This is a genomic window from Mesorhizobium sp. AR07, assembly GCF_024746815.1.
GTDB lineage: Bacteria > Pseudomonadota > Alphaproteobacteria > Rhizobiales > Rhizobiaceae > Mesorhizobium.
In genome coordinates, this window is the sequence record NZ_CP080525.1 from 142,841 (window position 1) to 155,478 (window position 12,638).

Annotated in this window: 15 protein-coding genes; 9 read left to right on the plus strand and 6 right to left on the minus strand. The window is 62.9% G+C overall.

Annotated features, from left to right (window positions below; genetic code table 11):
* Positions 1-172 precede the first annotated feature (172 nt).
* From BPNPMPFG_RS00785 to BPNPMPFG_RS00795, 3 genes are all read left to right on the plus strand, one after another.
* Entirely contained in the window at positions 173-961 is a 789-nt protein-coding gene (locus tag BPNPMPFG_RS00785; protein ID WP_258592788.1) for a GGDEF domain-containing protein, read from the plus strand.
* A gap of 169 nt (positions 962-1,130) precedes the next feature.
* Positions 1,131-2,132, plus strand: a complete 1,002-nt coding sequence (locus tag BPNPMPFG_RS00790) for a glycosyltransferase family 4 protein (protein ID WP_258592789.1) — start codon at positions 1,131-1,133, stop codon at positions 2,130-2,132.
* Positions 2,133-2,288: 156 nt separating this feature from the next.
* On the plus strand, positions 2,289-3,515 hold the full coding sequence (locus BPNPMPFG_RS00795; RefSeq protein ID WP_258592790.1) for an anion transporter: 1,227 nt from the start codon (positions 2,289-2,291) through the stop codon (positions 3,513-3,515).
* On the opposite strand, the gene BPNPMPFG_RS00800 is transcribed toward BPNPMPFG_RS00795, so the two are convergent.
* Positions 3,512-4,099, minus strand: a complete 588-nt coding sequence (locus tag BPNPMPFG_RS00800; RefSeq protein WP_258592791.1) for a TetR/AcrR family transcriptional regulator — start codon at positions 4,097-4,099, stop codon at positions 3,512-3,514. The genes BPNPMPFG_RS00795 and BPNPMPFG_RS00800 overlap by 4 nt on opposite strands.
* 88 nt (positions 4,100-4,187) lie before the next feature.
* Here BPNPMPFG_RS00800 and BPNPMPFG_RS00805 point away from each other — a divergent pair, with 88 nt between their 5' ends.
* Positions 4,188-5,096 carry a crotonase/enoyl-CoA hydratase family protein gene (locus tag BPNPMPFG_RS00805; RefSeq protein ID WP_258592792.1) on the plus strand — a complete coding sequence of 303 codons (909 nt, stop codon included), beginning with the start codon at positions 4,188-4,190 and terminating at the stop codon, positions 5,094-5,096.
* Here BPNPMPFG_RS00805 and BPNPMPFG_RS00810 read toward each other — a convergent pair.
* The 4 genes from BPNPMPFG_RS00810 to BPNPMPFG_RS00825 form a co-directional block, all read right to left on the minus strand.
* Positions 5,042-5,350, minus strand: a complete 309-nt coding sequence (locus tag BPNPMPFG_RS00810) for a cupredoxin domain-containing protein (protein WP_258592793.1) — start codon at positions 5,348-5,350, stop codon at positions 5,042-5,044. The genes BPNPMPFG_RS00805 and BPNPMPFG_RS00810 overlap by 55 nt on opposite strands.
* A gap of 10 nt (positions 5,351-5,360) precedes the next feature.
* Positions 5,361-5,885: a DUF4142 domain-containing protein gene (locus BPNPMPFG_RS00815; RefSeq protein WP_258592794.1), complete on the minus strand. Its 525-nt coding sequence runs from the start codon at positions 5,883-5,885 to the stop codon at positions 5,361-5,363.
* Between the two features lie 105 nt (positions 5,886-5,990).
* Positions 5,991-6,665, minus strand: coding sequence for an RNA polymerase sigma factor (locus BPNPMPFG_RS00820; protein ID WP_258592795.1), 675 nt, complete (start codon positions 6,663-6,665; stop codon positions 5,991-5,993).
* 102 nt (positions 6,666-6,767) lie between these two features.
* The gene (locus BPNPMPFG_RS00825; RefSeq protein ID WP_258592796.1) at positions 6,768-7,856 is read right to left on the minus strand and encodes an HPP family protein; all 1,089 of its coding nucleotides are present in this window, start codon (positions 7,854-7,856) and stop codon (positions 6,768-6,770) included.
* On the opposite strand from BPNPMPFG_RS00825, the gene BPNPMPFG_RS00830 reads away from it, so the two are divergent.
* Positions 7,855-7,980, plus strand: coding sequence for a hypothetical protein (locus BPNPMPFG_RS00830; protein WP_258592797.1), 126 nt, complete (start codon positions 7,855-7,857; stop codon positions 7,978-7,980). The genes BPNPMPFG_RS00825 and BPNPMPFG_RS00830 overlap by 2 nt on opposite strands.
* Before the next feature lie 128 nt (positions 7,981-8,108).
* On the opposite strand, the gene BPNPMPFG_RS00835 is transcribed toward BPNPMPFG_RS00830, so the two are convergent.
* Positions 8,109-9,293 (minus strand): cystathionine beta-lyase, encoded by a 1,185-nt coding sequence (locus BPNPMPFG_RS00835; protein WP_258592798.1) that lies wholly within the window; start codon positions 9,291-9,293, stop codon positions 8,109-8,111.
* Between the two features lie 348 nt (positions 9,294-9,641).
* Here BPNPMPFG_RS00835 and BPNPMPFG_RS00840 point away from each other — a divergent pair, with 348 nt between their 5' ends.
* The 4 genes from BPNPMPFG_RS00840 to BPNPMPFG_RS00855 all read left to right on the plus strand — a co-directional run bounded on the left by BPNPMPFG_RS00840 (position 9,642) and on the right by BPNPMPFG_RS00855 (position 12,626).
* Positions 9,642-10,277 (plus strand): DUF1326 domain-containing protein, encoded by a 636-nt coding sequence (locus BPNPMPFG_RS00840; RefSeq protein WP_258592799.1) that lies wholly within the window; start codon positions 9,642-9,644, stop codon positions 10,275-10,277.
* 9 nt (positions 10,278-10,286) lie between these two features.
* Complete coding sequence (locus BPNPMPFG_RS00845; RefSeq protein ID WP_258592800.1) at positions 10,287-11,147, plus strand: DUF2182 domain-containing protein; 861 nt, start codon at positions 10,287-10,289, stop codon at positions 11,145-11,147.
* A 157-nt stretch (positions 11,148-11,304) separates the two neighbouring features.
* A complete protein-coding gene (locus BPNPMPFG_RS00850; RefSeq protein ID WP_258592801.1) occupies positions 11,305-11,571 on the plus strand; it encodes a hypothetical protein in 267 nt (88 codons plus the stop codon).
* Positions 11,572-11,597: 26 nt separating this feature from the next.
* The gene (locus BPNPMPFG_RS00855) at positions 11,598-12,626 is read left to right on the plus strand and encodes an amino acid ABC transporter substrate-binding protein (RefSeq protein ID WP_258592802.1); all 1,029 of its coding nucleotides are present in this window, start codon (positions 11,598-11,600) and stop codon (positions 12,624-12,626) included.
* Positions 12,627-12,638 lie beyond the last annotated feature (12 nt).

Here is a 12,638-nt window from a genome sequence, read left to right on the forward strand (position 1 = left end):
ATCAGCCCGAAGTCCAGCAAGGGACTGTTCTCACCGCAGGAGCGAGCACGGCTGCCGTCCGCGTCGTTGGCCTCCGGTTGCCGTGCCTGCCGATATCGAATTGGAAGGAAAGTCTTATCAATTTGTTTGCGTTGGTGCGTCATAGTAGTGGCGACTAACGGAATGGACCGCGATGAAGCTCGATCTGTCGCCGACGAGCTGGGGCAGGGTGTTCGCTGTTACAATAGTCGGTACGGCATTCTTCATTGCCGTGGCGTTCTTCGTCGATTCCTTCAATTTCCCCTATCTTTCACCCGAGGCGGTGTGGCGGGCGCAACTGACCGATCTGATGCTGCCTTTGGTGCTGGGCGGCTCATTTCTGTCTTTTCTCATGTGGAAGATTCGCCAACTGGCCATCGCCCAGCGCGACCTCACCGTCATTGCCGCCACAGACAGCCTGACGGCGGTATTGAACCGCGGCGCCTTCTCTATGCTGGTCGAAGCCTATCTCGAGCAGACCCGCAAGCAGGAGCGGGCCAATTCGGGGGCACTGCTGATCATCGATGCCGACCATTTCAAGGCAATCAACGACCGCCTGGGCCATGATTGCGGCGATCAGGCGCTCAAGCTGATCGCACAGGCGATCAAGGGGCAGCTGCGCGGCGGCGATATCGTCGGCCGCATCGGCGGCGAGGAGTTCGGCGTGTTTCTTCCCGGCGTCGATCCCTCGCAATCCTGGGTGGTTGCAGAAAGCATTCGCCGGCGCATCCGTGAGATGGACTTTTCGCCCGATGGCAAGCCTTGCCCGCTTTCCGTCAGCATCGGCGGCACAAGCTTTTCGGGGCCGACCACGTACGAACAGATTTTCTTGGCGGCCGACAGACGGCTTTACGCGGCCAAGTCGAACGGGCGCGATCAAGTCAGCTTCGATCCGGCAGGGGACCCTCTGGTGCCGCTGCCCGGCGTCGCCACGGTGCACTGACACCGGAGAAGGAAGCTGGCGCGGACAACTTCCTTGATGCCCCCCCCTATTGCTGTGCTCCTCCGCGTCGGTGATGTATGGGTCACCGCTGAAAACGTTCCTGCTTTCCTGAGTCCCAAAGCGTCCGGGCCGACGGTCCAGTCCCGGCCTTTCTCTATGCCGGCGAAGAATGGCGGAACGGTTTTCAGGCAAGATCAGCGCGGCAACCATGATTCATCTGTTCAATGGCTTTCAGAACCCCTTTGGCGGCAGTGACCTCGAAACCTTGGAGCTGTACCGGCTGTTGAGCGCTGACTCGGAGGTGCGTCTGTGGGCAACCTCCTCCAGGGCGTCCAGTGAACTGCTGCGGCAATTTCCGATCCACCGTATCTCGCCGCTAACGCGGGATGTGCCGGACGGCGGCACTTACGTCTTCCTCGGCGCGCATTGGCGCAACAAGATGTGGCCTTACCTGATCCCGCGGCCGCGCCGGCTGATCTATGTCTTCAATACCTTTCACCCGAAAGTCATGGCGCTGACGACGCGCATGCCACGCATGCTGAACTGGCCCGACGCCGAACTGGTGCTGATTTCCGATTTTCAGAAGCGCATGCTGCGGGTCGACGGCGTCGTGCATCCGTCGCCGATCGATATCCGCCGTTTTTCACCGCGGCTGGCCAGACCGGATGGCCCATTCACGGTCGGGCGGCTGAGTCGCGATACGCCAGGCAAATATCATGCTGACGATGTGCCACTCTATGCGGCATTGCTGGCGGATGGCGTCACGCTGCGGATTCAGGGCTCGATGCTGCTAGAGGAGAGGCTCAAGCCGCACCCACAACTCGAGCTCTTCCCGCAAGGCCGGTTTGCGGCCGAACAGTTTCTGCAGACACTCGACGTGTTCTATTATCGCACCGGCTCGGATGTGGAGACGTTCGGCCGCGTGGTATTCGAGGCGATGGCCTGCGGTTTGCCCGTGGTCTGCCATTCGCATGGCGGCTATGCCGACCATATCAGGCATGGCGAAAACGGCTTTCTGTTCGAGACGACGCAACAAGCGGGGCAGATCCTGGCCGAACTCAAAGCCGATCCGGGGCTGCGGGCGACAGTGGGTCGCGAGGCGCGGCGGAGCGTCGAGCAGCTGTTTTCACCTCAGGCGCTTCGACAGCGGCTGGATTTCTATCTGCGTTAGCGGCACGTCATCGCCTGGGCCTTGCGGACACCCTCGGCGCAACAACCATGCCCGGCCGGTTTGTCATCGATCTCGACATCGCGCTAAAGCTGGCATGCAAGCGAACCACCAGGGCGGACGGCATTTGCGCCACAGACTGAGCAGGACTTCCTACCGATGACATTGATGGGCGCGGCGGCACTGCTGATCCTGATCCTGACTTACGCCGGTGTCGCTATTGGCCGCATCCCGGGCCTGCGTCTCGACCGGGCCGGGATCGCGCTGCTCGGCGGGGCAGCGATGATCGCCATCGGTGCGCTCAGCATGGAGGATGCCTATCGCGCGATCAATTTCGACACCATCACGCTTCTGCTCGGCATGATGATCGTGGTGGCGCATCTGAAGGTCTCCGGCGCCTTTCGCGGCCTTGGCGCCATCGCCATAGAGCATGCGCATGCGCCCTTCATGCTTTTGGTGATGGTGACGCTGCTCACCGGCGTGCTGTCGGCCTTTCTGGTCAACGACGCCATCTGCCTGGTCATGGCGCCGATCGTCGTCCACGTCACCCGCGTCATCAACCGCAACCCTGTCCCCTATCTGATCGCCACCGCCACCGCGTCGAATTGCGGCAGCGTCGCCACCATCACCGGCAATCCGCAAAACATGGTCATCGGTGCGCTGTCGGGCATTTCCTATCCTGCCTTTTCGGCAGCACTCGCGCCGGTCGCCTTGTTTGGGCTCGTCGCGGTCATTGTCATCATCCGCATCGTCTACCGGACTGAATTCGCCCGCACGGCCCAATTGACCCCAGAGGTCTCGCGTGGCCGCATGCATAAGGGACAGGTGCTGAAAGCGGTGGTGGTCTGCATCGGATTGGCCGTCGCCTTTTTTGCCGGCGTGCCTGTCGCCAAGGCGGCACTCATCGGCGGCGCCATCCTCTTGCTCACCCGTGCCATCAAGCCGGAACGCATCTACCGCGAGATCGACGGGCCGCTGCTGTTCATGTTCGCCGGCCTGTTCGTGGTCGTCGCCGGCGCGGAAAAGACGCTGCTGACGCCCGACATCATTGCCTCGGCCAAGAACCTCGGGCTGGACGATGTCTGGCGGCTGTCCGGCTTCACAGCGGTGCTCTCTAATGTCATGAGCAATGTCCCGGCCGTGCTGGCGCTGCGGCCCTTCATACCCGGCCTCGAAAATCCTGAACGTGCCTGGCTGGTGGTGGCGATGAGCTCGACGCTGGCCGGCAATTTCACGCTGCTCGGTTCGGTCGCCAATCTGATCGTCGCCGAACAGGCCAAGGCCGCCGGCACGCCGCTATCCTTCGGCGCCTTCTTCAAGGTCGGTTTGCCGCTGACGCTGATAACGCTCGTCGCCGGAACGGAATGGCTGGCGCTTGGATTCTAGGCCTGGCTGCTTGAAGTTCGCGCTCGGACAAGCGTGGCGGCGGCATGTCCGGCTGCCTCGATATAATCGGGGTTGCGATGGATCAGCATGATCGAAAAGCAGCCGTCTATCAGCAGCACGATCTCGCGCGCCAAGGCTTGCGGCTCCTCGACGTCGTAGTCTGAAAATTCGCCAGCCAGCCATGTTTCAAAATTTGACTTGTGTCGCGACCCGACCTTGATCGCCGGATGCCCAGGCATCGAAGCGAGTTCCGCGGCCGTGCGCAGGAAGCCGCACCCCTTCCATTTGGGATGGCGCGCGGCTCTCGCCAGATTGCTGAAGATCGCCTCGACCTTGTGATCCGCGCCGCCTTCCGCCGCATCGAACCAGCCGGCCATCAGCTTCAGATTGGGCTGGTCGCGGCCATCGAGATAAGCGGCGATCAGGTCGTCCTTGCTTTTGAAGTGATAGTACAGCGTTCGCTTGGTGAGCCCCGCCTTTTCGGCGATGGCATCGACGCTGACGCGGCCGATTCCCTCGGCATAGAAGAGTTTCGTCGCGGCTTCGACGATGCGCTTGCGGGTAGGTCTTTGTGATTCAGGCATAAGCTGAAGTATACCGACTAGTGAATATACACAAGTGGCGAAGGGCGTAAGCTTCCGGCCCATGAACATCAATGGAGAAGGAAGCCAGATGACCGATCTTGTCCTGAGCGAGACCCGTGACGGGGTAACCGTCCTCACCCTCAATCGTCCGGAAAAACTGAACGCGCTGAACTATGCCCTGATCGATCGCCTGCTTGCGGCTCTCGATGACATCGAAGTCGATGACGGTGTCCGCGCGGTCATTCTGACCGGCGCGGGCGAGCGGGCGTTCTCGGCGGGCGGCGACATCCACGAATTCTCGGCCAGCGTGGCGCTTGGCGCCGATGTCGCGATGCGCGACTTCGTCATGCGCGGGCAACGCCTGACGGCAAGGCTGGAAGCATTCCGCAAACCCGTCATCGCCGCCGTCAACGGCATTGCTTTCGGCGGTGGCTGCGAGATCACCGAGGCGGTGCCGCTCGCCATCGCCAGTGAGCCGGCCTTGTTCGCCAAGCCGGAAATCAACCTCGCAATGCCGCCAACCTTTGGCGGAACGCAGCGCCTGCCTAGGCTCGCAGGGCGCAAGCGGGCGCTCGAACTGCTTTTGACCGGCGACTGGTTTCTGCCGCAGCGGGCGCTTGAATTGGGTCTCGTCAACCAGGTGGTGCCGCATGGCGACCTGATGCCGGCCGCAATCGACCTGGCCAGGCGTATCCTGCGGCACTCCGGGCTGGCGGTCGCGAGCATTCTCACGGCGGTAACGCGCGGCCTCAACCAGAGCATCGCCGAAGGCTTGCTGGTCGAGGCCGAGCAGTTCGCACACATGGCTCCGACCGCCGACCTGCGTGAAGGGCTCGACGCCTGGATCGAGCGGCGCCAGCCCGGCTATGACGGCTCGTGGACCCATATTGCGCGGCCTGACGAGGCCAGGCGCGCCTCGTTGGCTTTGGATCAGGCCGCGGATCAGGGCGCTACGTCCACATGGCCTTTCATGTTGGGGTGGAAGCGGCAGAAATAGTCGACCGGTCCCGCAGCCTTCAACGTCAGGCTCGCTGACTTTTTCGGCGGGATCATCACCTCCCAGCCGCCCTTGACGGTCGCCGTGTGGGCGAACATGTCCTTGTTCACCCACTCGATCGTGTCGCCCACCTTCGCCTCGACGATGGCTGGCGAGAACACCAGTTTGTCAATGGAGACCTGGATGGTTTCAGCCTGGGCCGGAACCATGCCGAAGGCCAGCGTCAACGCGATCCATGGATGGCGTTTCGACATGCCCCTGTCCTTACTTCAGCATGCCGGCAACATGTTCGGCATGCTGCTCATGGCCCTGGAATATCTTCAGGCCGGTTTCCAGCAGGCTCTTCAGTTCGGCATTGCTGGCCGAGGGGATGAGCAGGGTTTCGAGAGCGCCGTTGACCTGCTTGTGATAGGCGACCTCGTTGTCGACATAGGCCTTGTCGAAGGCAGCACCGTCGAGCTTGGCGAGCTTGGCCCTTTCTTCGGTGGCCGCCTTGCTCAGCGCCTGGCTGGTGGCGTTGTCTTCCGGCGTGACCTTCAGCTTCTTGACCAGGTCGAGCGCCTGCACGTTCACGGCTTCGTGGTCGCGCACCATGTCGTTGGCGAAATCCAAGACCTCCTTGTTCTTCGATTTCGCGATCGCCAGCTTGGCGGCCTCAACGTCGATGACACCGGCCGTGTAGGCGATGTGGGCGATCTGCGGGTCGGTCGGCTTGTCGGCCGCTTGTGCGAACGGGGCAGTTCCAAGCAGCAGCATGGCGGCCAGGGCGGCAGTGTGTCGGATAAGCATGGCATCTCCTTCGCCTGACGCGGAAATCGCGCCGGACAGCGTTTTTCGGTTGACGGTCATTGGATGCTGGGCAGCGGCAAACGTTCCCAGGAATCGGCGAAAAGGTCAGCTTTCCAGGCCGAGCCGCCGCATCACGGCGCTGGTCAGCCTTTCGCAGCGTCGGCCGGCAAAGGGGAACGCATCGAGCAGCACCGGACCGATCTGGTCCTCCAGCGCCTTGCGCACCAGGGCGCGAGCCCGGTGCAGTCGTGTCTTGACGGTTTGCGGCCGCACGCCGAGAAGGTCGGCGGTCTCTTCGATGCTCATCCCCTCGAGCACCCGCGCGATGAACACCGTCCGATAGACATCGGGAAGGCTGTCGGTGGCCTGTTCGACCAGCTGGAGGATCTGCCGTTGCGCCATCGTCCGTTCCGGATCGTCGCTGGGGTTGAGGGGGAACCGGATGATCTCGGCTTGCGGGTTTTCCGGCATTGCCACCGCTCTGCGCCTGTTGCGCAGGCGGCCGAGCGCCTCGTTGATGACGATGCGCGACAGCCATGTGGCGAGCGAGGAGTAGCCGCGAAAGGCATCGAGATGGGCGAAGGCCCTGACATAGGCCTCCTGCACAATGTCCTCGGCCTCGCTGTCGTTGCGCACCACGCCGCGAGCGATGCGGTAGAGCCTCTGGTTGTGCGTCTTGATGATGGTGCGGAAAGCGTCGCCTTCACGCGCCAAGGCGCGGCGCACGAGCTGCATGTCGCCTGAAGCGACAGAAGGTATGGCCGTCGAGACAGCAGGCATGGCCAGTTTCCTCAATCCAATCCCGGACCGGAACCCGATTGAGAGATTGGATGGCATTGCCGGCAAAAGGTTCCCGGTCATTTGCGCCAGGTCCGGCGGCGGCTACCGTACCGCTTTCGGCCAGGGCTTGTCAGCAACCTGCAGTCGCGCCGTGGCCGCCAGCAGATCGGTCTGGGTGATCAGCCCGAGAATCCGCCTGTCGTCGTCGACGATGATGACGGCATGGCTGCGGCCGTCGGTGAGCACAGGCAGCAGACTCATGGCGGCGAAACCGGCGGCTGCTGTCGTCGCGGGCGACTTGACCGATCCAACCGTGCCGGAGGCCAGCGCCAGTTCCCGCAATCCCACGGTGCCAGCCAGCCTTGCCTCTGCGTCGACGACCGGCAAGGTACGGATGTTGTGATCAAGCAGCAATTGGCGCGCCGCGTCAGTGGGGGTGTGCGCGTCGACCGAGATCACATCGCGCGACATGATGTCCTCGCACAGAAGGGTCTCGTGCACGCGCACCATCGCCTGCAATTCGACCTGCCGAAGCAGCCGGTCGAGATCTTCGCGATCGATATCGAACGTCTCGTCGAGCGCGCCAAGCGCGGCATCGATGTCCTGCGGCTGGAAGCCGACGCGCAACTGTGCCGGCGGATCGACGGTCCCGTGACTGTTCGTCGGCGCCGCGGCCGGCACGTGCGGATAATTGCGCCGGGCAAGCTTGTGGAAGCCGTAGCCGAGCGCCACCAGCACAATCGAATTCAACGCCACTGGCACGAATGGAAACAGGAAGCCGGCGCTGATGACGGCGGGCCCTCCCAACACCGCCGTCAGGGCGGCGGCCCCGCCCGGCGGATGCAGGCAGCGCGTGAACGACATGGCGGCGATGGCCAGCGCCACCGCGATGCCGGCGGCAAGGGCAGTTTCGTGGATGAAATGCGCCACGATCACGCCGATCAGTGCCGATATCGTATTGCCGCCGATGATCGACCAGGGCTGCGCCAGCGGGCTGGCCGGTACCGCGAACAGGAGCACGGCCGACGCGCCCATCGGCGCCACCAGCAGCGGCACCTGCGGGCCGTTGCCGAGCACGAGACCGCCGATCGCGCCGGTCAGTGCAATGCCGATCGTCGCGCCGATGCAGGCGACGATGCGCTCGCGCAGCGTCGCGCCGGCAAGAATGGGAACAAAAAGGCGAAAGGCCATGACGTCGGGAACTCTGCCGGTATTCCAGGGGAAAGTCGAAACCGTGATGATCGCACCGCAATGGGGCGGCATGGTCGAAGTTGAAAGCCAAATTGATCCGCGAAAGCGCGGCTTTGAGAAATAGAATTCCCTGACGTTGTCGCCGCATCCACCCGCAGTACCGACCTGGCTGTGCAAGGCGAAGTGGCGGTTCACCCCTCTTTCGAGCTGCTTGTACTGATCCGCTGATTCAGTTTGGCAGGTGCCCCGCGTTCAGGCGGCCGCCGCCGCGGTCAGGCCGCGCAGAATGTCGGCCTTCAGGTCGTCGACATCCTCGAGGCCGATCTGCAGACGGATCAGCGGGCCGTCATAGGCGGTTTTTGCAACAACGCGGTCGCCGAGCCAGACCGGCACCGCAAGGCTCTCATAACCGCCCCAGGAATAGCCAAGGCCGAAGATCCGCAGCGCGTCGAGGAAGGCGTGCTGCTGCTTCTGGCCGCCGCCGGCAAGCACGATGGAAAAGATGCCGCTCGAGCCGGAGAAGTCGCGCTTCCACAGGCCGTGGTCGGGATGGCTGGGAAGGGCAGGGTGGAGCACGCGCGCCACGCCTTTCTGGCCCTCGAGCCAGGAGGCGATGGCGAGCGTGCTGCGCTGATGGTGCTCGAGGCGTACGCCCATGGTGCGCAGGCCGCGCAGCACCTGGTAGACATCGTCGGGCCCGGCGCAGCAGCCAAGCGTGCAGAAACTCTCGTAGAGCTGCTCCCAGCAGCCTTCATTGGCCGACACCGTGCCAAGCAGCACGTCGGAATGGCCGGCCGGGTATTTCGTCGCTGCATGGATCGAGATGTCGACGCCGTGGTCGAGCGGACGGAAATACAATGGCGTCGCCCAGGTGTTGTCCATCATGACGATGGCGCCGACGGCGTGCGCGGCCTTGGCGATGGCCGGGATGTCCTGCACCTCGAACGTGTTGGAGGCTGGCGATTCCGTGAACACCACCTTGGTGTTGGGCTTGATCAGTGCGGCGATGCTGGCGCCAATATCGGGCGCGTAATACTCGACCTCGACGCCCAGCCGCTTCAGCATCGTGTCGGCGAAGTTGCGCGTCGGGTGATAGACGGAATCGACGATCAGCAGATGGTCGCCCGCCGACACGAAGGCGAGCAGCGGCACCGTCACCGCCGCAAGGCCCGACGGCACCAGGATCGTGCCGGCCGAGCCTTCCAGCGCGTCTATCGCCTGGGCGAGGGCATCGGTCGTCGGCGTGCCGCGCGTGCCGTAGGTGTATTTCTGGCTGCGTGCCGCCATCGACGCCGCGTCGCGAAACAGCACGGTCGAGGCATGCACCACCGGCGGATTGACGAAACCGAAATAGTCATGCGGATTGTTGCCCGAATGGGCCAGCCGCGTGTTGATGCCCATGCTGCCGGTAACCTGGCCGTCGCCGTCTTTCGCCATTCTGCTTCGCCTTGTTTGACAAGGCGCTAGCCATAGTGCGGTGGCAACGGCCGTGCAACCGGCCTGCACCCGCCAGGAACCGACTTCGGATGTACCAATTCGTCTGGTGAAAGGCGCGCGGTCTTGCCCTGTCTGAACGCATTGCGCCCTTGGGGCGATCGGCTCTTGAAGACGGTCGGGAAAGATATATGATTGAATGCTAATATTTTCGCCGGACTGCCTCGATCAGACGCTGCCGGATGATCGTTCCCGGTTGACCTCCTGATCTCCTGCGATCCGGGCATCTCGCACGCAGAGACCGGCCATCTCGCTTGCAGAGAAATGAATGCAGCCAAGGGGAGGAATGCCATGACCGACGTCAAGTGGATGATCAAGGCGCGCGAGTTCGTCAACTGCAACTGCGCCTATGGCTGCCCGTGCCAGTTCAACGCTTTGCCGACGGATGGATCCTGCCGGGCGGTGGTCGGCGTGGAAATCGAAAGCGGCTATCATGGCGACACCAAGCTGGATGGCTTGCGCTTTGCCGGTGTCTTCCGCTGGCCTGGTGCAATCCACCAGGGTAGGGGCGAGGCGGCAGTGGTGATTGACGAGCGGGCGACCGAGGCGCAGCGCGGAGCGCTGCTCCGCATTCTCAGCGGTGAGGACACCGAACCCGGCGCGACCATATTCCAAGTCTTTTCGACCACGCTGGAGACAGTCCACGATCCGATCTTCGCGGCAATAGACTTCGAAGTCGACGTCGATGCCCGAGCGGCTCGCCTGGACGTGCCGGGCGTAACCTCGGGCCATGGCGAGCCGATCAAGAATCCCGTCACCGGTGCGCAGCATCGGGCGCGCATCGACCTGCCGCACGGCTTCGAATACGCACTCGCCGAAGTCGGGCGCGGCTGGACCAAGGCAATCGGCCCGATCAAGTTCGAACTGGCGGACTCGCATAGCCATTTTGCCAATTTGCACCTCTCGCAAAGCGGCATCGTGCATTGACCTGATCCGATGAGCGACACGGCCCTCGAGGCGGTGCTGCGGCGCGACCGCACGGTCGTGACGGCTGCGCTCGTCATCATTGCCGTGCTCGCATGGGCCTATGTGCTGTGGCTCGCCGCCGACATGGCCATGCAAGATGCTGCCACGCCGAGCGCCGCAGGTGGTGACATGGGTGGCATGGACATGTCGGGTACGGACATGGGTGGCATGGACATGGGCGCTGTGGTGGCGCCTGGTTTCCGGGCCTGGGCGCCAGCCGATTTCGCTTTCATCTTCGCCATGTGGGCGGTCATGATGGTTGGCATGATGACGCCGTCGGTCGCCCCGATGGTGCTGCTCTATGCCGGGGTCGGTCGCAAGGCGCGGGCGGGTGGCCGGCCGATCGCATCGACTGCATGGTTTTTTACCGGCTATCTGCTTGTCTGGGTTGCCTTCAGCGTGGCGGCGACCGGCGCGCAATGGCTGCTGGCCAGTCTCACCTTGCTGAGCCCGATGATGGCAACCAACAGTACGGTTCTCGGTGGCCTCGTTCTGATCGCCGCCGGCCTCTACCAATGGACGCCGATGAAGGGCGTCTGCCTGCGGCAATGCCAGGCACCGATCGCATTTCTGGCCAGTCATGGCGGGTTCCGCTCCGATCCGCTCGGTGCGCTCCGGTTCGGGATCGTTCATGGCGCCTATTGCCTCGGCTGTTGCTGGGCGTTGATGGTGCTCCTGTTCGTCGGCGGCGTCATGAACGTGTTGTGGATCGCCGGCATCGCCATCCTCATTCTCCTGGAGAAGACCGTCCCGACCGGGCAGCTGATCCCGCGCATCTCCGGCGCGCTGATGGCGGCGATCGGCGCCTGGCTAGTCGTTCAGGCGCTCTGAGCATGTGCTCCTCCCGTTTCCGGGCGGCACCGCCATGCGACCCTGTCTCTCGCCATGTGACAGTCTTTGAACATGCCAACTTATCCTGGGAAAAATCAATTCATCCCGGGATGAATTCAGCAATGCGCAGTAAATCCGCGGGAAGGATTTTGCTGGCATGGTCCGGATCTGCGCCGACCGGACTTTGCCGATTTTGTTTGCCCGGCTTGCTAATTTCCTGGTGCCCTTGGCTGCAATTCAGGCATTTGCCGGCGCTGGTTTTCAAACTCTTTCAAATTCGGTCATTTTCCTTGACCTCACGGGAATTATCGCCTTCGATGCCATTTGTGAATGGGAGGCGGCGCGTCGGTTGCGATGCGGGGTTCCGGGAATGGGCCGGGATGGGAGCTGCGTTCACACGGGAAAAAGATCAGGGTTTGCCTGAAAAACAGAGAAAAGGGTCTGTGGGTCATGAAACATATTGCTATCGGCATTCTTGGCGCCGCCACGCTCGGGTTGATGGCGTCGGCCGCCTCGGCAACGACGCTCGACACCGTCAAGGCGAAAGGCTTCATCCAGTGCGGCGTCTCGACCGGCCTGGCCGGTTTCTCGGCGCCGGACGACAAGGGTGAATGGCAAGGCATCGATGCGGATTTCTGCCGCGCTGTCGCGGCCGCCGTCTTTGGTGACGGCACCAAGGTCAAGTTCACCCCGCTCAGCGCCAAGGAGCGGTTCACCGCGCTGCAGTCCGGCGAGGTCGACATCCTGTCGCGCAACACCACCTGGACCATCAACCGCGACACCGCGCTCGGCCTGAATTTCGTCGGCGTCACCTACTATGACGGCCAGGGCTTCATGATCAACGCCAAGAAGCTGCCGGGCGTCAATTCCGCGCTGCAGCTTTCCGGCGCCGCCGTCTGCGTGCAGAGCGGTACGACCACCGAGCTCAATCTCGCCGACTATTTCAAGGCCAACAAGATGGAGTACAACCCGGTCGTCTTCGAGAAGCTGGAAGAGGTCAACGCCGCTTATGACGCCGGCCGTTGCGACGTCTACACCACCGATCAGTCGGGCCTTTATGGCATTCGTCTGACGCTGGGCTCGCCGGCCGACCACGTCGTGCTGCCCGAGATCATCTCGAAGGAGCCGCTCGGACCGGCCGTTCGCCAGGGCGACGACCAGTGGTACCACATCGTCAAGTGGACCTATTTCGCGCTGCTGCAGGCAGAAGAACTCGGCATCACCAAGGCCAATGTCGATGAAATGAAGAACTCGGCCAGCCCGGAGATCAAGCGCGTGCTCGGCCAGGAAGCCGACACCAAGATCGGCACCGATCTCGGTGTCTCCAATGACTGGGTCGTCAACATCGTCAAGGCCACCGGCAACTACGGCGAAATGTTCGAACGCAATGTCGGTTCGGGCAGCCCGCTGAAGATCGCCCGCGGCATCAACGCGCTGTGGACCAAGGGCGGCCTGCAATACGCTCCGCCGATCCGCTGATCGAAATGTGAT